The sequence below is a fragment of the Aneurinibacillus soli genome (assembly GCF_002355375.1).
In the GTDB taxonomy this organism is placed as follows: Bacteria; Bacillota; Bacilli; order Aneurinibacillales; family Aneurinibacillaceae; genus Aneurinibacillus; species Aneurinibacillus soli.
Genome location: NZ_AP017312.1, coordinates 1,226,267 through 1,246,305, shown reverse-complemented (window position 1 = coordinate 1,246,305; position 20,039 = coordinate 1,226,267). Strand labels below are relative to the sequence as shown.

Genomic DNA, 20,039 nt, shown 5'->3' with positions numbered 1-20,039 from the left:
AGTCCGTGCCTGTACGGTTCCAAGGGATGAGCCTATTTTTAAAAAATGCCCCTTTTATCTACCAGCTATAAAAAGGGTACCCATTATTATTCCTTATCCTTTTGATGAATAGCCATACTCTCTAAATCAATAACAAACTTTCCTTCCAATAAAACATCCAGTCCAATAATACCGTTGATTCCGAATCCTTCATCTAAATCACCGAAATCAATAGGAAAGTTATCAGCCTTAAATGATGCAAACTCAATTTCATCTACCGTCTTGCGGAACGAGTACTCTTCTCCACCAATCCCGTACATCACATTAATTTCATCGTCCGCTGTCGCAAAAATCCCCAAGTCAAACACTGCATCCGCAGAAATAATAGTGCGAGCAGCTCCTGTGTCTACAATTACATGCTCAAGTGTTTTGGTTTTCCCTTGATAGGTAATCGTAAAAGATACATGCAGCAAACCATCAGTGTACTCCATTTTCATTTAAAGCCTTCCCCCTGATATTCGGTTTGCGAATAATCTCCATTACAATGGAAGGCTTTGACGTATGATAAACAAACTGATCTCCTTTTGCCTTTAGTAATTCTTTTGTCGCTTCTCGTTCATCTTCCAACGGACGGACAATCGCTACTTCTTCTACATACTTTTTATCGGCTTCCACATGCGATTTCAGACACTGAAGTAAAACGAATTGGTTTGGATAGATTTCCTGAACTTTTTCCCAGCGCATACTTAAACCTCCTGTCCGTAGTTTTATATTTATTTTACCTTATGGGCTGTCTGCATCCAAGCAGGCTTGTCCTTTTATTTCATGTAACTAGCTGATAATCTCAGACTCAATCGCCGACCTGGCTGCTTCGTTGCTACTTACTTTACAATTCGGAAATAAAACTCAAGCGTCTCGTCCAAAATGCTTGCAACCAATTGGACGAAGTCAGAATAATCTTCTGTCACATGCGATTCATCCAACGCTTTATAGTAATCGAGCCTTTTTTCCTTTTGAATCACAATTGGAACATATCCTGATTTCATGAGTTCCAGGTTTAGAAGCAACCGTGCTGTTCGACCGTTTCCATCAATGAATGGATGAATCTTAACAAAAATGCTGTGCAGCATAGCTGCTCGTACAATCGGATGCAGCTCTTGTGCCTCTCCCTCATACCACTCCATCATCTCACGCATCTGCTCCGAAACCTGCAGGACATCTGGCGGGATATGCCGCGCACCGCTGATCAAGACATTTTCTCTTCGATACGTTCCTGTATTGTTTTGATCAATCCCCTTCAAAACAATTCCATGCAAATTCTTGATATGCCATTCCGAAAGCTGCTCTTTATTCCGCACCATATCTTCTAAATAAAAAATAGCTTCCCTATGGTTAATGACTTCCAAATGCTCACGAAGCGTCTTACCGCCAACTGTAATGCCTTCCAGCACGACTTTTGTTTCGGAAAGAGTCAGTGTGTTTCCTTCAATAGCATTGGAATGATACGTCCATTCTACAATTAAGTGTCCCCGAATCGTTTTTACGGTGTGGGATGAGAAAGGTCTCTTTTGATCCAGCTTCTTTTTTTTCTCATCAACCTGATTCAATAAAGGCATATCCATAGCAATCCCCCGTTCTCTAAATATGTCGCTCCTGTCTTGTTGTATTTTATTATATCTGGAAACAGACGAACAAAAAAGCTACCGACCTTTTTATAAATCGCTATCTTCGTCATACATGTTTATGAATAATCTTCAGTAAGTCAGCAAATCATCATACTCAACCCTATACTGCTTTCATTTTTAATAGCTATTACTTTTTATCACATCAAGCCATGTCTTCTCAAAACATATATAGTAAAATATACACATACATATTTTGTTAATTTCATAACTTATTAAGAATGAATTCTAGGAGAATTCGATGCTTGGAGAGCAGTTCGTCATCTCTGTCCATCGTTATCATTACGGAGGCATTATGTATAAATATAGCTTTTTGGAAAATATACTCTTTCCACCTACTTATTTAAAAAACAATAAGCTTAGATACAAACTAAAAGGAAAGACTGTGCTTATAACTGGTGCGAGTTCTGGAATTGGGAAGGAATTAGCTTATCTATTAGCAGATATACATACACATTTAATTTTAGTGGCAAGAAGAGAAGAGCAGCTTTCAACAATGAAAAAAGAAATCGAAATGAAAGCTGCCAAAGTAAGTATTTTCAGAGCAGACCTTAGAAATCAGGAAGACATGGAAGGTTTATTAGCCTTTCTTCATCACATGCCTGATGGTTTAGATTTCGTAGTAAGTAACGCAGGAATATCGATTAGGCGATCGATTAACCGTTCGTTAGACCGATATCACGATTTTACACGAACGATGGCGATTAATTATTTCGCACCTGTTCAATTGCTGTTGTCAATCATCCCTCTTCTTCAAAAAAATCAAGGACATGTAATTAACATATCTACAGTCAACGTTATGTTACTACCACTCCCCTATTGGGCTGCTTATCAAGCATCTAAGTCAGCTTTTGACACCTGGTTTCGGTCTGCAGCTCCTGAGTTAAATGCCATGGGGATTTCAACAACATCCATCTATCTGCCCTTGGTAAAAACCCCTATGATTATTCCAACGACAGCTTATCAAAAATTTCCTGCCATGTGCCCAACTCATGTTGCCAAAATCATTGGAAAGTCCATGTATACAAAAAGAAAAGTATATAAACCATGGTGGTTTATTTTTGGACAGTGGGCATCCATATCATTCAGGGGGATTTGGGAAAATTCAATGCCTAGGGTCTTGAGAAAAAAAAGGGGGGAATGATGTTGAAGTTCTTTACACTTCTATATGTTTTATACAATGTTCAAATGCTTTCTCCATCGGGATTGTATAGATTAATGGCTGTCCTCTACCAAAATGGAGTAAATATGATGACTCTATTAGCTTTTTCCGCTAGGTCTTATGCCGATAACATTGCACTAGTAGATGAGCATGAAACACTAAGTTATAAAGAATTGTGGCTCCAATCCGAAAAACTTTCCATAGTGTTGAAAGAAAACTACAAGCTTAACAGTGGTCAAAAGGTGGGTTTATTGTGTAAAAATCATGCTTCGTTAGTTAAAACGATTTTTGCTGTTTCTAGATTAGGAGCTGATCTCTATTTGCTTAATGCGGAAATGAGCAAGACTCAGTTTACTAATTTATTGATGCGTCATGATTTTGATTTTCTAGTCTATGATCCTGAATGGTATTCTTTCATTGAACAGTCATCTTATGCTAAAGATAAAATAGTAAGTTATCATGATACCTTACCAGCTATCAGCAACTTCCTTCAATTTGGTATGAATAGAAAGCAAGACCTGAAAAGAACCACATCAGGTAAACTTATGCTACTAACTGGGGGTACGACAGGACATGCCAAAGTAGCAGCCCATAAAGCATGCAGTCTAATTCAAGAACATCATGTGGAAGTCATAACGGTGGTACCGCTTATGATATATAAAATGTTAAGGCATAATCCAGAGGACTTAACATCCCTGCGCTGTATTGCTTCTGGGGGTACAGAGCTTAATCCCAAACTGGTTGAGGAGGTCACTAGCAAATTAGGAGATGTTTTATATAATCTCTACGGGACCTCTGAAGCAGGTTTAAATATCATAGCTACACCACAAGATTTGAGATATTCAGCTCAAACGATTGGTAAAAAAATAAACGGGGTTCGATTAAAAATAGTGGATAAAGATAAAAAAGAGGTTGAAAAGGGGGCAATTGGGCAATTTTACATTCAGAATAAATGGTCCATGATAAACAAAAGCCTTTCGTGGATTGAGACAGGGGATATGGGCTATCAAGATTCTAACGGGTATTATTTTTGGTGTGGCAGAGTGGACAATTTAGTTATCTCAGCTGGTGAAAACGTCTATCCGATTGAAATAGAACGGGTATTAATAAATCATCCTCAAGTAGAAGATGTAGCAGTCATAGGAATCAGTGATGAAATTTTTGGGCAGAGGCTAAAGGCATTTGTACTCCTGGAAAGAAACGCAAGTCTTACAAAAGAGGAGCTTTTTGAATGGTTACGCTTCAAGGTTGCAAGGTTCCAGATGCCCAAAGATATAACTTTTGTTGATCATATACCCTATACTCCTTTGGGTAAACTTGATAAAAAACAGCTTAGATAAAGCCTGTTGAGTTTGAAGATTATGGGAGTCTAGCTCCTTATCTAGAAAGGACAAGACTGCCGAGAATATTCTTCCAGCAGGCTTGTCCTTTTATTTCATGTAACTAGCTGATAATCCCAGACTCAATCGCCGACCTGGATGCTCCACAATCACTTTCTCATTATTCCTGCTCAAACGCTTCAGTTGAAAACTCGCTGAAATCACGATACTTGTAGTACTCTTTTGACATCGTATTGTGTTGACAACATCTTTGTTATATGCGCGACCAAACGTAAATTGTGCTCAATCAGCATATTCCGCGCATACTTATCTCCCTCTGCCATCAAATCCAGATACCGATTCTCCTCCGCCTCACTTAACGGCTGCGGAAACACATTGTTCTTGATGTACGACACAAACATCATCATGTCTTTGAAAAACATGGTCAACATTGCGAACAAGCTTGACATGGCGTCACCTCCGAGATGTTTTTCACCTTATCTCAGGGTATGAACTCCACGCCCAGTCCGTGCCTGTACGGTTCCAAAGGATGAGCCTATTTTTTATCCGCTAGAGAAACGGATTCTTGTCACCTGCATTGCTTTTTCTATGTTATAATCAACTTCGTACAAATAGATACGGCGTCAGCTCACCCCCGCCTGAAAGGGGGTGAAGCCCATGACAGTATACGAAGCACTATCTCTGATGATTGGTTGCGGCATGCTTGTTGCTACTATTTTCATCGCAGTATTCACTGACCATTGCTGTCATGAAGCAAGAAAAATAGACCTCCCTTGAGTCCGCAAAGTACTGGGAGGTCTATTCACTAGAAATACGAATTTTGAGCCGCTCCCTTGTGGAAAAGCGTCTATTTGTATCTCGACCGCTTGGTGGACCAACACCAGACTGTCTTCTTTATTGTTATCTTCTCCACATCTCTTTTAGGATTACAGTTTCAAGGCAAGGCATGTTGTTCCTCTTTACATCATCAATTTCTTTCTTAACTCAATTTGTCTCATTATACAAAATCTAATTATTTTTTGTCTTACAATTGTATTCATATTATGGAATTGAATGCCGAATTGTTTGTAGTCTAACAATCTCCCTTCTTCTGCTCTTCGAACAATGTTAGCTTCAAATGGAATAATTTCTTCATCTGTAATTTCTAGATTTCCTGTAATTTTATCTCCAATTTCTATGTCATACGACTTGTCACAAGAAATTCTTATTCCTCCTTCACTAATATCCAGCAAATTTATTTCCAATTCTTCATTTTCTATCCTCTCTCCTCTTGTTTTTTCTATATTCGCTACTATTTTTGAAGAAAGTGGTACTCGAAATGACATTCTACGTTGGATTCTTTTAATATTTTTCTCTTCTGGTTTTTGTAGACATAACAATGGTATTACATCATTAGTTTTATCAATAACTTTTGTCTTAAATCTATACTGGCATCCATTTGAAGGATAAGATATTATTAATACATCATCTATAAAAAAGGTTCTTATTCTCCCCGTACCTTCTTCGACTGGTAACATCACCAGGATAGCGTCTGACGTTACTTCTGATACAACTGTTTTTAAAATTTTATTATCTACTAAACCACTTTCTATATATATAATTTCATTGGTTTTAGGTAACATACCCTAATTTCTCCTCTTATTACATTCTAAAATTATTGTACAAATCATTTTCTGCAATGTTTCCATTCTTCCAACGAAACGTAAAAAGACACTTAGCCCAAAGCTTTATTCTCCTCTCTAAATTTAAGCGTAAGGAAGTGCGATCTGTTCTATATTTATCGATGAGCTTTTACTTAAATCAATAAATTCATTTCCTATTTTGACGAGTGGTCGAGCAGGTTCATGGGTATGAATCATTACAATTTTCCCTTTTCTCCCGTCTGAAAGAACAACATCACTACCTATAAGAATCATCATAATTTTATGCAAGAATAATCTGATTATTTTAGGATCTAATTTGCCAAACCGATCTTCTTGCATCTGGTTAATGACTTTATAAAAGGGAGCCGGTTCGTGATAAACACGCTTAGAAGTCATAGCGTGAAAAATATCAGCCACCGCCACAATTTTACTGAATTGATGAATTTTATCGCCTTTCAATCCAAATGGATATCCACTTCCATCTTCTCGCTCATGATGCTGTAAAGCAACAAGAGCGCATGTAGGAGAGATACCTGTTGTTTTTTTAAGCATTTCATACCCATAAGTCGTATGTTTCTTGATTACACCATATTCCGTAGCAGTTAATCTACCTGGCTTATTTAAAATCTCATCGGGAATTTTCATTTTTCCCACATCATGTAACGTAGCCGAAATGGTCAGCAATTTCAAATCAGATTCATGTAAATGTAGCCATTTTCCAAGTAAAGTAGCAAATACCCCTACTCCAATATTATGTCGATAGGTATAATCGTCTTTTGATTGCAGCATGGAAAACAATTGAACTACATCGCTATTTTCAGATGCTTGATGAATTACAGGGATAATATGGTTTCTCACTTCTAGTATAGGAATTTTATTTCTCTCCCGTACAAATTGAAAAATATCTTTCACTTGTAGGGTTGCTTCTTCAATCAGCTTTTCTGTTATCGTATCTTTTTGGGGAGCAGGATTATTTTCTTGTTCTAAAATGAAATCATGTTCGGTTAAAACGATATGATTATTCATAAGCAATACAATATGTTCTTTATCTATTGTGGTGTTTGCTGATAAAAGCAGTATGCCATGGTGATTAATAATATCATGTTTTAAACAAGAACCAACGAAATCAAAGTTAGACTTCTTTATATTCATCTTGACTCCCTTCTAAGATTAGATAATTATGTTTAACCTTCTCTAATCTCTTTGATATATTTGTTAATCCTTTGGATCGCCTCATAAAGCAGAAGACGTTCTTCCCAAGTGATAGATGGATCCATAATTTTATTTTTAATCTCTTCTTTTGTATGAATTAATGCCTCGACTACTGCACAGGAACTGAATGACTCCTTCATATATTACTTCTCCCTTATTCATAGCTCTCCACCTTCATTCCAAAAAATCACATAGATAATAAGGCGACAAGAAAATGAAGAAGAGTCGATTCTGATTCTTCTTCAAAAAAGGCTTTACTTCTACATAAAAATTATGTGTTATTGGCGTATGGCTTCAGGTTTTGATTTATAAGGAATGTGTAATATCGGACATAATGCACCCCTCCTTTTTTATCAAACATAGACTGCATAGTAGCAACTATAATCAAAGTGTACATTACTCCACTGAACAAATTCTAAACAAAATCCAATAAATGTAATGAAAACACTGTCACTCACTAGTTATTTTCATTTTTTAATTTTGAACCACTAGTGTCGCATTAATCCAATCTAAATTATCAGAATCTTTATTGATCCATAAAAAAATCCTTTATACTGGTTTATGCAGGTTGTTCCTGTACAATTCCAACATAAAGGATGATCTCATGGACAAGACTAAACCTTGAATCGACTTGTCCTTTTATTCAATGTAATCAACTTATTCCCCAAAGATCAATCACCGATCTGACTGCTCAATAACCACTTCCTCATTATTCCTGTTCAAACGCTTCAGCCGAAAACTCGATGAAATCACGATACTTGCCACACTTCTTTGACATCAGGTTGTGTTCATAATGTCTTTGAAACACATGGTCAGCGTGCTGATGATTACAAAGGGTGCATAAAAATCTCCTTATCTGGGATAACTATGAACTGACAAGGAGGTGGATATTATGGCGAAAATTGCAGTAGAACAATCATTGACAGCGGTGAAACAAGAACTTCAAAATCGCGGTCATCAAGTTGTTGACCTGAAAAACGAGTCAGATGCAAAAAATTGCGACTGCTGTGTGATTTCAGGTGCGGATCAGAATGTAATGGGGATACAAAATGTAGTGGCACAAGGGTCTGTAATCGATGCAAGCGGCCTAACAGCTGAGCAGGTTTGCCAGCAGGTAGACAACAGCTTCCAAGCATAATCGGTATAGCATCTATGTAGCAGAGAGGCGATTATATACAGCCTCTCTTTTTGATTGTATCAGTCGTGATAAAGGGAATAGGGAAAAATTCCGAAACAAAGATACACGAATTTCGTAATAAAGAATGAGCTTCTAAAAATACATATCTCTCATAGGAGGAATCACGATGATCGTTACAACGACCCCAACGCTTCAAGGGAAGGAAATTGAGGAATATATTTCGATTGTGGCCGGGGAGGCTATTATGGGCTCCAATGTGGTGCGTGATTTCATGGCAGGGATTACGGATATTATTGGGGGACGTAGCGGCGCTTACGAAAGCAAGCTAGCGGAAGGCCGAGAGATCGCAATCAAAGAAATGGTTGATAAAGCGCGGACGCTAGGTGCTAACGCAGTTATTGGTGTCGATCTAGATTTTGAAACGCTTCGAGATGGTATGATGATGTGTATCGCTACGGGAACGGCGGTAAGAGTCCGATAAATAAAGGAACGTGCTTACCGGTCAAGCCAGGTCTGTCTTTTGAGCAAACCTGGCTTATTTTTGTCCACGATGCTTACGCTACTGTTTTCCCTTCATCAGAAATAATCCGAGAAATATGGTTTCTCGTGAATAATCAGCCGCTCAAGCATTTTGACTGTGGCTTCATCTGCCTGACAACGACCGATCCGTGCCAGGTAAGACGGTCGCTTGTATCCCATTAGCATTGTCGTCAATGTTTGGATATCAAATGTAGCAGCCGGATTATCTCCTCCTTCTACTAAATTTCCTTTTCCTTGCTTATCCACCGTCAATGTAAAGTTCCCCTGATTCCACTCAAGTATTGGATCGCGCAGATTAAATGTTAATTGACATTCGGTTTCTTGAGACTGAAATGGATATTGCTCGATAAAAAGTCTACTATCTACAATACGGGCCATATAATAAGGGGCAATCGTCTCCTTAATATCACTATCATCCAATAAGAAAGCCAGCGGTTCATTTGTATATGTATACCCTTTGACATACGTCACCATTGAGAAGTGGGCACTAATAAAATTCCATAAACCCGTCCGCGCTTCTTCATTTACAAACACCATTTCTTTCATATGGAAAACCTCACCGGCAATCCAGTACATGAGATAGCCCATTGGCTGATCATTACTGTCATAATAAACTGCCGCTGTCAAATCATCCAGGTCCCACCGCAAATATTCTTCCCACGCCAAATCACTTCGGAGCATTGCAGCATGTTTTTGTAAAGCAAACCGCTGATAAACATCTTTTATAGCCGGATGCTCAATGCTTACGCGCTCCACATCACCGGACACCGTCTTCAATTTTGGAAGTTGCGTATCTTGAACTTCAAAAGACATTTTATCTGAAATAATCTCCCAGCCTTTCCGACGGTAATACGGGATCGAATACGGATACAGATAAGAAATCGATTGTTTCCGCTCACGCATATTTGTCAGCGCCTGGCGCATCAACTGATCCATCAAACCGAGATTGGCATATTCAGGATACGTGCCTACACCTGTCAATCCACCCATTTCATATATTTGTCCAAAAATATTTACCTGAAATGGGTACACGGCTAGCTGTGAAATTAGCTTATCATCATCAAACCACCCTAATACATCGGCCTGTTTTAGCACAGGTAGCTTAGCTTGTGCGATTTCTCTATTCTCCCAACCAAATCGTTGTAATTCCTGATTCGTTACTTGAAACACATAGCGCAGTAAATCGTTAAACTGCTCCCCATGTTTTGTTTCAACATTTTTCATTTTGAGTCTTTCTTGTAATTTATGGCGACTCATAAATATAACCTCCATTTTATCAATACCACGCTATTTCCATTTAGTGTGTACGAAATGATCTGCTTTTTATAACTAGTACTAAAAAACACACTCCCAAAAAGGAATGTGTTTCATCTGGCCTCATGCCTACATGTACCTGTACGGTTCTGCGTCATTAAACTATTTTTCGACGTATGTCCCATCATTTCATTAATCAAAACAAAGGAATACGTTTTACTTACGTCATCTTGCAATACACCTTCTAATGCCTTAAGCATATACAGGGGTGCGTCATGGTCGGCACCAAATGTTTCACCGCTATCATGTAGAACGAGTACACATCCCCCATGCAAGCAAGTCAGAATTCTTTTCTGTAGAACATTATGGTCAACCTGAATTCGCCAGTCTCCGGCCATTGCCGACCATAATACAAAGAAAAATTCTTTTCCCATTATAAAATCAAAAATGGTAAATAGCCCCCATGGTGGGCGATAATACATAGGTCTTTGCCCCGTGATACGCTCGATGATATCAGCTGAATGATGAATCTGTTGCCACAACTTCCATGGATTCGTAACCCAATTCGAACGGTGAACATAATTATGAATCCCAATTACATGCCCTTCCTCTTGCATACGCCGAATTATAGCAGGGTGCTTTTCTGCTTTTGATCCGACAACAAAAAACGTGGCCTTTACGTTATACTTTTTCAACAAATCCAGCAAATACGGTGTGTAGCGTGGATCAGGTCCATCGTCAAACGTAAGCGCTATTCCTCGTACTCTGTGCCCCTTCCGAAATGCGCCCATCCCCGTCATACGCGCCATGATACCCGGAATAACCGCATATAGTAACACAAAAACGAGTAGCCCATCCAGCAATAACTTCCCCATCCTGTCCAACCTGCCTATACTCCCTTTTTTATGATAACATCCAGTGCTCGAGAAGCTGCCCATTTGGAATGCAGATGCCGAAAGTTTCCCTTTATTTTTGCTAAAACTTCGGGACTTTCTAACATCTGAGTCAGATACCTGTGTAAATCCGCCTCCTGTTCTGCATACAAGGCCACTCCACTGTTGATCAAGAATTGAGCGTTGTCCTGTTCCTGACCAGGAAGCGGCTTATACAGAAGCATCGGAAGTTCCATCGCAATCGCTTCTGCTGTCGTTACTCCGCCTGGCTTAGTAATCATGAAGTCAGAAAGCGCCATGAGCTCATGAATGTAATTTACGTACCCTGTTACAAGTAAGACATGCTTTGAAACTGTCTGATATCGTTCTAACTCTTGCCGCAGTTTTTCATTATGACCGCATACCACGATAATCTGCAAAGACTGTGATACGAGCTCAGAAGATAAAAGCTTCGACAATCCTTCTCCAATAATCCCGAACCCTCCGCCCATAATCAGAACAGTCGGCCGTTCTCGATCGAGGTTGAATTTATCTCGAAGAGCGTTGCGATTATATGTCTTGCAAAATTCCGGTCGAACCGGGATGCCGGTTACACGAATCTTTTCATCTTCTACTTCCAGTTGATTCAAGGACGTACGAACAAACTCTGATCCTACAATATACCGATCTGTATAGGGATGAATCCAACTACTATGGTCCGTATGATCCGTAATTACCGTTACAGCATCCGCGCTAGTTAAACCTAGTTCCTTTACTTTTGAAATCATACAGGCAGCTAATGGAAACGTACTCACCACAATAGAAGGCTGTGTCTCCTGCAAAAGGCGGATCATACGCCATATTCCTAAGTGATTGAATGGTTTCATAAAAAGAGAAAACCGATTGACCGGACGTGTTTTTCGATAAATATATCCATATATAGAAGGGAAGTTTTTTACTCCCTCAATAAAGATACTTCTTCCAATGGAATGAAAATATGGATGTACACATTCCATAAAATCTACAAGAAGCGTTTCTACCTCAGGTATATGCAAACGGGCGGATTCTTGAATGGCATGAGCCGCTTGCAGGTGTCCATCGCCATAGTTTCCGGAAAGAATACATACTTTTTCTTTCCTTACTGCCTTCATGTTTACCATCTCCCAGGTTTTTCAAGTCATTTGTTGTTTGATCAGCATTCGAATTATTATAATGAAGGAGTATTAGGCAAAACTAAGAAATTGATTAGAATCTGGTAAAAAAAATTAAATTCTGCTTAAAGAAGGTTTTAATTTAATTCTAATCGTCTTTTTTAAAAATAGACCCATACCAGAACAAACAGAAAGGAAGGAACTCCATGTATAAAAAAGTCGTCTCTGTACTCATTGCAGGATTGATGTTGTTGTCCCCCGTATCCGTATTCGCAAAAGGGTTCAGCGGAGGACATTCAAGTTCCTACCACCAAGGCGGGGCGTCGAGTGTACACAACAGCAATCGTCTAACGCAAAGTCCAGCTTCCACTACGTATCATTCAGGCTATCGCTCTCCTTCTTCTCAGGTGAGCAATCACACGCAGCATTCTTATACAAACAGTAGTCACCAAGCCGATCCTCCAAAAAAATCTGGCGGATTCTTGTCCCATGCGGCCGCATTCGGAGCTGGAACTTTGCTTGGTAGCATGATTCATCCGTTTGGTGGAGCAAGCAGTATTGGTGCAGGTGGAACTTCAGGGTTCTCCTCTACAGGCTTGCTCGTTGATATCGTAATTATTGCGATCGGCTTTTTCCTTATTCGCCGTCTCGTATCCAGATAATCAAGCATACGAAGGAGTGAACGGTTATGAAGCTTTATTTTTCAGAACAAGATATAATTGATTCATGTTGTGTGTTTGCGACTCGACATCATGGTGGTCATCCACAGGACATCGAGGTCGATCTTCAGTTTGATCAACACAGAGGATTTAGTGCCGATATTCGCAGCCGTCTTACACATACGTTGTTCTATGAGCAAGACATCGTCGATTCAATCGCCTTTTATTTAGCTGAATATCACTGTTTTATTCCTGAACATCTGCGAGTTGATCTTACTTTTTCTGAGATTGAAAAAATTGGTGCTGAAGTCATTGTTGTCTAACAAGACTGTACAAAAAAAGAAGGGGTTATACGCCTCTTCTTTTTTGTTGAGAACTTATCCATAACTAGGAAGTACAATATGAATGGCTGTCCCTCCTTGATCGGTACGGCACACCGTAACCTCTCCTCTATGCATCTCTATAATCGTTTTAGCAATCGCAAGGCCCAGTCCACTACCGCCTTTTTGACGATTGCGTGATTTATCTACGCGATAAAAACGTTCAAAGAGAAAGGGAATTTCTTTTTCATCAATCCCAATCCCCGTATCTTCTACAATAATATGGACTTGATTTTCTTGCTTATAAGCTTTGAGTCGCACCTCCCCTTCATCCGTATACTTGCGTGCATTATCAAGAAAAATATCCAGAAGTCGGCGAAATTTCTCCCGATCCATCGCAATCACGAGCGAATCTTCCCACTCACAAACTAATTTCAAATGAGCAGGAAAAGCTGATGACCAGGCTTGTTGTACTTCTTCTAAGAGCGGCTCGAGATCCTGCACCTCTAAAATTTCTGCCGATGCAGTTCCTTCCTCCAACTTGGCTAGCAGCAGCAAATCGTCTACGAGATGGAACAGTCGCCCACATTCCTGCTTCATCGCCTGTATCGCTTCTTCCCGTATTTCTACTTCATCCTTTCCCCATCTGTCTAACAGTCGTAAATACCCATCAATAATCGTCAACGGCGTGCGTAATTCATGGGAGGCATCCGAGACAAACTGCTTCTGCTTGGCCAATGCAGCTTCAATTCGGTCCAGCAGCCCATTAAACGCATCCGTAAGGGCCGTAATTTCTTGCGCTGTCGATTGGAGTGATAACCGTGGAGATAAAGATGCGGCTTTCATCTCATAAATCTCTGTCATTAACCGGTTCAACGGTCGCAAACCCAAACGAGACAAAACATACCCACCTACACCAGAAATCATAATGGCTCCAACGGATGCTGTGCCAAGGATAAGGAGAAGAGTCCGAATAAAATGATTCAACGGCTTGGCATCTTCAAGCATTTCAAGCCGCAGCGGCTTAGCAAAACCAGGAACAGAGAATGTCCGATCTTCCCGAAACGCTCTCATCTGAATAATAAAATACGATTCGGGCTCAAATACTTTCGCAATATCGCTTATACTCTCCGGTCTCCATCTTGGTCCTCTTATTGTAATAATTTCTGTGCCATCTCCTGTGAAAAGAGAAACTGCCTGATATTCATTAACAAACTTACTAAGCATTTGCCGCAAATGAACCTGATTCAGCTTGGAATGGGTAGACAAATCCTCTGATATCTCGTTCGTTATCACATCAGCTTTCGACTGGAGCAGTTGGTGCTGGTGACGATAAACAAGCTGCATCGTTGCCCAGTAGACAAATAAATTCATAATCAACAAAAAGAAGACCATAGCAATCGTAAATAAAAAGGCCAGGCGTGATGTAAGAGAACGAGGCGTCCATTTTTTATACATATCCGTTATCCTTCTGTATTTCGAATGACATACCCTGTTCCTCGCACAGTTTGAATGATGCTTTCCTGTCCCGATGTATCGAGTTTGTTGCGCAAATACAGGACATACACATCCACGACATTTGTCTCTACTGCCGAATCATACCCCCATACAAGATCCAGTAGCAAATCCCGGGTCATTACCCGATTTATATTACGCATAAACATCGTTAACAAATCATACTCCCGTTTTGTTAACGAAATAGTTTCTCCGTCACGTTTTACAATTTGTGATTCGGTATTCACTTCAATATTTTTATACCGCAGTATAGAATCCACCCTTTTTTCCGTCTGGTTATCCGTACGACGAAATAAAGCCCGCATTCTAGCAAGCAATTCTTCAATTGCCAGTGGTTTTGTAATGTAATCATCCGCGCCACTGTCAAGTCCGGATACACGATCCAGCACACTCGTACGAGCGGTAAGCATAATAATCGGCGTATTTTTCGTCTGTCGAACTCGCCTGCATACTTCCACTCCATTCAAACCAGGAAGCATCAGATCAAGCAAAATCATATCCCACTCTACATCCAGTGCTTTTTCTAGCCCGTTTCTGCCATCATAGGCAATTTCTACACTAAATCCTTCATGCTTAAGTTCAAGCTCAATAAACCGGGCGATATTCTCTTCATCTTCAATGATTAGAATCTTCCTCAAGATTTCTCCCTCCTTTTTTTCCTCTCATCAAATTTTAATATATCTCTCAGCCCCTTCTTATTTTGTTATCTTATGCTCTTCTATACAGAGAAAAATAAGAAGGATAGAAAGCTATGAACCGTACCGTACTAACCCGTCCTGGGATCATCATGGCATTACTTTTATCGGCCATGATCGGCATTATATTTTTTATCAAGAACGGCTTTTCAGCTTCTTCCGTCCCACAAGTGCAGATGCGCCCATTTCCGTATCCATATCAGGCTATGCTTTCTTTTGCTTCCGATATTGATGGTACAACTCCTGAAGAATTTGCTCAATACCATCAGTTCTTAAACACGAAGTCCCATACACCTATGGGAACCGGATTAGGACTTGATGTTGGCGATAGTTTCTGGATGTATATGGATACGAATAGCTCTCATCCTTATTATGTGGACAATCAGAAGCATACGTCAAATGCAATTATGACCTATTTTACTGGAACAGATCGCACCAAGAAGAAAGATGCTGCCTTAATTAACCATTATTATCGTGCAGGCTGGATTGATTCTATGCATGGGTATGGTGATTTTTCACGTGTAAACCGTAATGAAGGGCTTTGTACGCGAGACCTTGCTATCGCAGCATGGGATCATCTGAATCAGGATGGTATCCATCCTGACATATGGATCAATCACGGGAATGAAGCAAATCGGGAGAACTTCGGGGCCTATTCTCCGTTCAGCTTTACTGCATATCAGCAAGGTGACAATAAATATTCCCCCTACTACCATACGGATCTAATCCGTAAGAATGATGTGCATTTCGTATGGAACTCAAGAGGAGACGCTGCATTCGGAGAAAAAAATGCCATCTTTCCGATCAGGCTGCGTGATGGACAGAACATATGGGGATTTCATCGCTATGCTTTTGACCGGACAAAACACGGTGTGAACTGGACCTGGGGACCGAAAGCTTTGTATATGCAACTAACACCAAAAAGGCTAGATGAACTGGTAGCTAGACATGAATATTCGATCATTGCCCAGCACTTTGGCGGTGGAAATGGGCCCTATCCGTTTGACAACAAGAACATTCAACCGCTGCGTATGCTTGCCCATTATCAAGATAGTGGCCGCATTCTAGTTGCACGCACTAGCCGTCTGCTTCACTACAATGTCGCACACAATTTTCTTACTTATTCGGTTACGACCACACAGGAAGGAAAAACAAAAATTCAACTACACTCCATTAAAGACCCGCTCTTTGGCTCACGTCCTGTAACGATAAACGATGTTCGCGGAATAACGTTCTACGTAGCAGATCCTCATAAAGTAGAACTTTTTATCGGTGAACATGGACTCGATCCAAAAGACGTTCAATATAACCCTCCGGACCAAACCGGAAAGCGAAGCATCAGTATTAAATGGTTCGCACCTGACACGTTTGATTATACGAAGACAGCGCCACAGGCACTATAACTACTCTGAAAGATGGAGGATCAGATATGATTAATGAATGGATACCATATATCCATATTGTCGAAATCATTCTCGTTATTGCACTCGTTTATTTTCTGTTTACTTCGCTATACCGTAAAAAAATGAACCGCACGGAAAAACCGGAAACAAAAAATTTCATTTTTTATGATGATTCAGGCCGTCGCTGGTCTTTGATAAAACGGCTTGGTATCGTGTTCGGGATCGCTTCGGTCCTTGTCTTATGCGTATTTGGTTTTAGCCTGAATTCAGATCCATCTCTTCCGCGGCTATCCTTTAATGAAAACAGCAAATTTGCTCTCATTAGCCCCATTATCGAAAAAATTAATGAGCGCTCTTTAATAGCGCAGCTAAAAGAAGAAGAGAAAAAACACCCGACTTTTCAGCTTGATTTTAAAAAGCATCATAAAGACAACAAAGTCCAGTCGTCAGGTCAAAAAGAAGTATACGGATTCTATGTAAATTGGGATGAAAACAGTAAAATCTCACTGAAAAAAAATATTCGTTCCCTGACTACCGTAATTCCAGAATGGTATCACCTTACTTCTAGTTTAACCTTACAAAAGGACGTTCAACCTGATGTAAAAAAATTAGCGGCGGATAATCATGTAAAAGTTATGCCGCTTATCAATAACTTTGTGAATGGAAAATGGGATGCTGCACTTGTTCACAACCTACTTGTTTCGCCCGAAAGCAGAAAGAAAGTCATTGATCAATTGTATACAGAAGCAAAAACGAATGGGTATTCCGGCTTTAACATTGACTTTGAATCAATCGATCCGAAAGATCAGGATGCTCTCACTGCTTTTATGGGAGAGTTATCTCATACGTTCCATGCTGCTGGTCTGCAGTTGACTGAGGATGTCCCGGCGAAAGATGACGCTTTTGATTACGGTGCGCTCGCCAAAGTTACAGACCGAATGATTGTCATGCTCTATGATGAACATTATCAAACAGGAAAACCAGGGCCGATCGCCTCTAGTTCCTGGTTTGAGAAATCATTAGACCAACTCGATATCCCACCTGACAAGCTGATCGTCAGCTTAGGAAGCTACGGATACGACTGGACAGAAAACAGCAGTGACCCTGCCGATGTCGTGACATTTGGCGATATTATGGATATGGCGAGCGCTTCCCATCTGCACATCCAGTGGGATCAAGCTAGCCAAAATCCATATGTGCGTTACAAAGAAGGCGAAGACCAACACATTATCTGGTTTTTAGATGGTGTTTCTTTGTACAATGAATGGAAAATGTCACATGAAAATGGAGCCAAGGGCGTCGCCCTGTGGCGACTTGGCTCAGAAGATCCGACTGTCTGGAATGTATTGAACCAGCCGGATCAATTTCAGTCACAAGTCAATACACTTCATACATTAACAAGTCCGGAACCTGTTCATTATTCAGGAGACGGTGAGATTTTGCAGATCACTTCGTCTGCCAAAGATGGAGAACGGGACTTTTCCGTGGATGAAGACGGAACACTTTCCGGAGAATCCTATACGACTTATCCCTCTCCGTTCCAGATAAGTCGATATGGTAAAGCGGCAGGTAAGCAAGTTGTTCTCACGTTTGACGATGGACCTGATCCAGAATATACACCAAAAATTCTCGATATTCTGGATCGGTATCATATAAAAGGCTCGTTCTTTATTGTGGGCGAAAATGCGCAGGTAAACCCGGATATCATCCGACGAATGTATAGAGAAGGCCATGAGATCGGAAGCCATACGTTTACCCATCCAAACGTGGCGGCCATCTCCCCGATACGTGCAAAAATGGAGCTAAATGCGAATCAGCGGCTGTTCCAGGAGCTGACCGGGCACTCCATGACGATGTTTCGTCCGCCTTACGTGGCCGACTCTTCTCCATCTACGCCTGAAGAGCTACTGCCGATTTTACGGGCACAGCAAATGGGCTATACGATGGTCGGGGAAGCAGTCGACCCGGAAGACTGGCAGGACCCATCTAGTGATGAGATTGTAAGACGTGTTATGAAAGAATTACCGGATGGGAATATTATTCTGCTTCATGACGCAGGTGGTGATCGCTCCCATACAGTCGAAGCACTACCGAAGCTCATTGAAAAACTACAGCATATGGGCTACACGTTTACGACGGTGCATCAATTACTCGGGAAGACGCCAAACGATCTTATGCCTGTTGTTGAACACACGGAAAGTCCGTTTATGACGTATGACAAAACTGTCTTCACAGCTGTTTCCGGATGGCAGAAAGGAATCGCCTTTTTATTCTATCTGTCCATCGGTGTTGGGATGATTCGCTTCCTTGTTCTGATCTATCTTGCTTCCAGACAGAAGCGAAGAAGTCGCGCCCGTGTGGTGAATATGAACTTTACTCCACCGGTCAGCGTAGTCATTGCAGCTTATAATGAAGAAAAAGTCATTGCGAAAACGATACATTCGATTTTGGAAAGTAACTACCCAGACTTTGAAATCATTGTTGTCGATGACGGATCGACTGACCGTACAGCGGAAGTAGTTAAAGAAACATTTAGAGAATATCCGTATGTCAAACTGATTTCCAAAGAAAATGGCGGGAAATCGTCTGCCGTAAACCGCGGATTCATGGAAGCATCTGGTGACATCGTCATCGCCCTTGATGCAGACACGCTTATTGCTCCAGACGCCATTGCTCTGCTTACCCGTCACTTTGTTGATCCGAATATCGCTGCGGTCTCTGGAAACGTAAAAGTCGGAAATACCCGTAACCTGCTAACTAAATGGCAGCAGGTGGAATATGTAACTGGATTTAATCTGGACCGACGCGCGTTCGATGAACTAAACTGTATTGCCGTCGTTCCAGGCGCCATTGGAGCATGGCGCAAAAAAGCGGTAGCCGAAGTTGGCTATTTTCAGGAAGATACCCTGGCAGAAGATACTGATATTACACTCACACTCCTGCGTAACGGGTATCGGATTATGTACGAGGAACGAGCTTACGCCTATACCGAAGCGCCGGAAGATGTCCGCAGCCTGCTCAAGCAGCGCTATCGCTGGACGTATGGCACCCTCCAGTGCTTATGGAAACATCGGGGTGCTCTCTTCAATCGGAAGCAAAAATCGCTCGGATTTGTTGGTCTGCCTAATATGTGGCTGTTCCAATACGTATTCCAGTTGATTGCACCGCTTGCTGACATTCTCTTTGTCATGGGACTGTTCGGCGTACAGCCACAAAAAACGTTATTGTTCTATGTTGTATTCTTCCTGGTTGATTTTCTTGCCTCCTTCTATGCATTCCGCCTGGAGGAAGAAAGTCCAAAACCACTGATCTGGCTGTTCCTGCAGCGAATTATTTACCGACAGTTCATGACGTATGTTGTCATAAAATCAATCGGGTCTGCGCTGCGAGGAATTACAGTTGGATGGAATAAGCTTAAACGGCTAGGAAGTGCAGTGAATAAATAAAAAGGGAGCCCACGCAATCCATTTTTTT

General features: G+C 40.8%; 20 protein-coding genes and 1 pseudogene. 9 read left to right on the top strand and 12 right to left on the bottom strand.

The window, feature by feature from the left end:
- Window positions 1-86: 86 nt before the first annotated feature.
- The 3 genes from CB4_RS06295 to CB4_RS06285 form a co-directional block, all read right to left on the bottom strand.
- A complete protein-coding gene (locus CB4_RS06295; protein ID WP_096464159.1) occupies window positions 87-476 on the bottom strand; it encodes a retropepsin-like aspartic protease in 390 nt (129 codons plus the stop codon).
- Window positions 457-723: a hypothetical protein gene (locus CB4_RS06290; RefSeq protein WP_096464157.1), complete on the bottom strand. Its 267-nt coding sequence runs from the start codon at window positions 721-723 to the stop codon at window positions 457-459. The genes CB4_RS06295 and CB4_RS06290 overlap by 20 nt, the downstream gene beginning before the upstream one ends.
- A 137-nt stretch (window positions 724-860) precedes the next feature.
- The gene (locus tag CB4_RS06285; RefSeq protein ID WP_373681344.1) at window positions 861-1,595 is read right to left on the bottom strand and encodes a Fic family protein; all 735 of its coding nucleotides are present in this window, start codon (window positions 1,593-1,595) and stop codon (window positions 861-863) included.
- Between the two features lie 307 nt (window positions 1,596-1,902).
- Here CB4_RS06285 and CB4_RS06280 point away from each other — a divergent pair, with 307 nt between their 5' ends.
- Together CB4_RS06280 and CB4_RS06275 are read left to right on the top strand one after the other, a co-directional pair.
- Window positions 1,903-2,805, top strand: coding sequence for an SDR family NAD(P)-dependent oxidoreductase (locus tag CB4_RS06280; RefSeq protein ID WP_231956164.1), 903 nt, complete (start codon window positions 1,903-1,905; stop codon window positions 2,803-2,805).
- Window positions 2,805-4,163, top strand: a complete 1,359-nt coding sequence (locus tag CB4_RS06275; protein WP_096464153.1) for an AMP-binding protein — start codon at window positions 2,805-2,807, stop codon at window positions 4,161-4,163. Before CB4_RS06280 ends, CB4_RS06275 begins: the two co-directional genes overlap by 1 nt.
- 248 nt (window positions 4,164-4,411) lie before the next feature.
- On the opposite strand, the pseudogene CB4_RS06270 reads toward CB4_RS06275, so the two are convergent.
- Window positions 4,412-4,612 (bottom strand): annotated as a pseudogene (locus CB4_RS06270) (hypothetical protein); the annotation flags it as partial.
- 208 nt (window positions 4,613-4,820) lie between these two features.
- Between CB4_RS06270 and CB4_RS21445 the strand changes: the two are divergent.
- Window positions 4,821-4,940 carry a putative holin-like toxin gene (locus CB4_RS21445; RefSeq protein ID WP_220033128.1) on the top strand — a complete coding sequence of 40 codons (120 nt, stop codon included), beginning with the start codon at window positions 4,821-4,823 and terminating at the stop codon, window positions 4,938-4,940.
- A gap of 182 nt (window positions 4,941-5,122) precedes the next feature.
- Here the strand turns inward: CB4_RS21445 and CB4_RS06265 are convergent, their stop codons facing one another.
- From CB4_RS06265 to CB4_RS20850, 3 genes are all read right to left on the bottom strand, one after another.
- Window positions 5,123-5,785, bottom strand: coding sequence for a flagellar brake protein (locus CB4_RS06265; RefSeq protein ID WP_096464151.1), 663 nt, complete (start codon window positions 5,783-5,785; stop codon window positions 5,123-5,125).
- Window positions 5,786-5,908: 123 nt separating this feature from the next.
- A complete protein-coding gene (locus CB4_RS06260; protein ID WP_096464149.1) occupies window positions 5,909-6,958 on the bottom strand; it encodes an HD-GYP domain-containing protein in 1,050 nt (349 codons plus the stop codon).
- Window positions 6,959-6,990: 32 nt separating this feature from the next.
- Window positions 6,991-7,158 (bottom strand): hypothetical protein, encoded by a 168-nt coding sequence (locus tag CB4_RS20850; RefSeq protein ID WP_157737819.1) that lies wholly within the window; start codon window positions 7,156-7,158, stop codon window positions 6,991-6,993.
- Window positions 7,159-7,910: 752 nt separating this feature from the next.
- Here CB4_RS20850 and CB4_RS06255 point away from each other — a divergent pair.
- Complete coding sequence (locus CB4_RS06255) at window positions 7,911-8,156, top strand: YkuS family protein (protein ID WP_096464147.1); 246 nt, start codon at window positions 7,911-7,913, stop codon at window positions 8,154-8,156.
- 166 nt (window positions 8,157-8,322) lie between these two features.
- Window positions 8,323-8,637, top strand: coding sequence for a YbjQ family protein (locus tag CB4_RS06250; RefSeq protein ID WP_096464145.1), 315 nt, complete (start codon window positions 8,323-8,325; stop codon window positions 8,635-8,637).
- 95 nt (window positions 8,638-8,732) lie between these two features.
- On the opposite strand, the gene CB4_RS06245 is transcribed toward CB4_RS06250, so the two are convergent.
- From CB4_RS06245 to CB4_RS06235, 3 genes are all read right to left on the bottom strand, one after another.
- Complete coding sequence (locus tag CB4_RS06245) at window positions 8,733-9,953, bottom strand: GNAT family N-acetyltransferase (protein ID WP_096464143.1); 1,221 nt, start codon at window positions 9,951-9,953, stop codon at window positions 8,733-8,735.
- A 110-nt stretch (window positions 9,954-10,063) separates the two neighbouring features.
- Window positions 10,064-10,825: a polysaccharide deacetylase family protein gene (locus CB4_RS06240; protein ID WP_096464141.1), complete on the bottom strand. Its 762-nt coding sequence runs from the start codon at window positions 10,823-10,825 to the stop codon at window positions 10,064-10,066.
- 14 nt (window positions 10,826-10,839) lie between these two features.
- Window positions 10,840-11,973 carry an MGDG synthase family glycosyltransferase gene (locus CB4_RS06235; RefSeq protein ID WP_096464139.1) on the bottom strand — a complete coding sequence of 378 codons (1,134 nt, stop codon included), beginning with the start codon at window positions 11,971-11,973 and terminating at the stop codon, window positions 10,840-10,842.
- 206 nt (window positions 11,974-12,179) lie between these two features.
- Here CB4_RS06235 and CB4_RS06230 point away from each other — a divergent pair, with 206 nt between their 5' ends.
- Together CB4_RS06230 and CB4_RS06225 are read left to right on the top strand one after the other, a co-directional pair.
- Window positions 12,180-12,635, top strand: coding sequence for a hypothetical protein (locus CB4_RS06230; RefSeq protein ID WP_096464137.1), 456 nt, complete (start codon window positions 12,180-12,182; stop codon window positions 12,633-12,635).
- Between the two features lie 26 nt (window positions 12,636-12,661).
- Complete coding sequence (locus tag CB4_RS06225) at window positions 12,662-12,955, top strand: DUF2653 family protein (RefSeq protein WP_096464135.1); 294 nt, start codon at window positions 12,662-12,664, stop codon at window positions 12,953-12,955.
- Window positions 12,956-13,009: 54 nt separating this feature from the next.
- Here the strand turns inward: CB4_RS06225 and CB4_RS06220 are convergent, their stop codons facing one another.
- Both CB4_RS06220 and CB4_RS06215 read right to left on the bottom strand, forming a co-directional pair.
- Complete coding sequence (locus CB4_RS06220) at window positions 13,010-14,410, bottom strand: sensor histidine kinase (protein WP_096464133.1); 1,401 nt, start codon at window positions 14,408-14,410, stop codon at window positions 13,010-13,012.
- Window positions 14,411-14,415: 5 nt separating this feature from the next.
- Complete coding sequence (locus tag CB4_RS06215; RefSeq protein ID WP_096464131.1) at window positions 14,416-15,105, bottom strand: response regulator transcription factor; 690 nt, start codon at window positions 15,103-15,105, stop codon at window positions 14,416-14,418.
- A 113-nt stretch (window positions 15,106-15,218) separates the two neighbouring features.
- On the opposite strand from CB4_RS06215, the gene CB4_RS06210 reads away from it, so the two are divergent.
- Together CB4_RS06210 and CB4_RS06205 are read left to right on the top strand one after the other, a co-directional pair.
- A complete protein-coding gene (locus CB4_RS06210; protein ID WP_096464129.1) occupies window positions 15,219-16,565 on the top strand; it encodes a hypothetical protein in 1,347 nt (448 codons plus the stop codon).
- A 122-nt stretch (window positions 16,566-16,687) separates the two neighbouring features.
- A complete protein-coding gene (locus CB4_RS06205; RefSeq protein ID WP_096467654.1) occupies window positions 16,688-20,011 on the top strand; it encodes a trifunctional glycoside hydrolase family 18/polysaccharide deacetylase/glycosyltransferase family 2 protein in 3,324 nt (1,107 codons plus the stop codon).
- Window positions 20,012-20,039: the final 28 nt, after the last annotated feature.

Bases quoted from the DNA above. Each gene is read 5' to 3' on its own strand.
- CB4_RS06295 (WP_096464159.1), bottom strand. From the start codon at position 476: ATGAAAATGGAGTACACTGATGGTTTGCTGCATGTATCTTTTACGATT.
- CB4_RS06290 (WP_096464157.1), bottom strand. From the start codon at position 723: ATGCGCTGGGAAAAAGTTCAGGAAATCTATCCAAACCAATTCGTTTTA.
- CB4_RS06285 (WP_373681344.1), bottom strand. From the start codon at position 1,595: ATGCCTTTATTGAATCAGGTTGATGAGAAAAAAAAGAAGCTGGATCAA.
- CB4_RS06280 (WP_231956164.1), top strand. From the start codon at position 1,903: ATGCTTGGAGAGCAGTTCGTCATCTCTGTCCATCGTTATCATTACGGA.
- CB4_RS06275 (WP_096464153.1), top strand. From the start codon at position 2,805: ATGTTGAAGTTCTTTACACTTCTATATGTTTTATACAATGTTCAAATG.
- CB4_RS21445 (WP_220033128.1), top strand. From the start codon at position 4,821: ATGACAGTATACGAAGCACTATCTCTGATGATTGGTTGCGGCATGCTT.
- CB4_RS06265 (WP_096464151.1), bottom strand. From the start codon at position 5,785: ATGTTACCTAAAACCAATGAAATTATATATATAGAAAGTGGTTTAGTA.
- CB4_RS06260 (WP_096464149.1), bottom strand. From the start codon at position 6,958: ATGAATATAAAGAAGTCTAACTTTGATTTCGTTGGTTCTTGTTTAAAA.
- CB4_RS20850 (WP_157737819.1), bottom strand. From the start codon at position 7,158: ATGAAGGAGTCATTCAGTTCCTGTGCAGTAGTCGAGGCATTAATTCAT.
- CB4_RS06255 (WP_096464147.1), top strand. From the start codon at position 7,911: ATGGCGAAAATTGCAGTAGAACAATCATTGACAGCGGTGAAACAAGAA.
- CB4_RS06250 (WP_096464145.1), top strand. From the start codon at position 8,323: ATGATCGTTACAACGACCCCAACGCTTCAAGGGAAGGAAATTGAGGAA.
- CB4_RS06245 (WP_096464143.1), bottom strand. From the start codon at position 9,953: ATGAGTCGCCATAAATTACAAGAAAGACTCAAAATGAAAAATGTTGAA.
- CB4_RS06240 (WP_096464141.1), bottom strand. From the start codon at position 10,825: ATGGGGAAGTTATTGCTGGATGGGCTACTCGTTTTTGTGTTACTATAT.
- CB4_RS06235 (WP_096464139.1), bottom strand. From the start codon at position 11,973: ATGAAGGCAGTAAGGAAAGAAAAAGTATGTATTCTTTCCGGAAACTAT.
- CB4_RS06230 (WP_096464137.1), top strand. From the start codon at position 12,180: ATGTATAAAAAAGTCGTCTCTGTACTCATTGCAGGATTGATGTTGTTG.
- CB4_RS06225 (WP_096464135.1), top strand. From the start codon at position 12,662: ATGAAGCTTTATTTTTCAGAACAAGATATAATTGATTCATGTTGTGTG.
- CB4_RS06220 (WP_096464133.1), bottom strand. From the start codon at position 14,410: ATGTATAAAAAATGGACGCCTCGTTCTCTTACATCACGCCTGGCCTTT.
- CB4_RS06210 (WP_096464129.1), top strand. From the start codon at position 15,219: ATGAACCGTACCGTACTAACCCGTCCTGGGATCATCATGGCATTACTT.
- CB4_RS06205 (WP_096467654.1), top strand. From the start codon at position 16,688: ATGAACCGCACGGAAAAACCGGAAACAAAAAATTTCATTTTTTATGAT.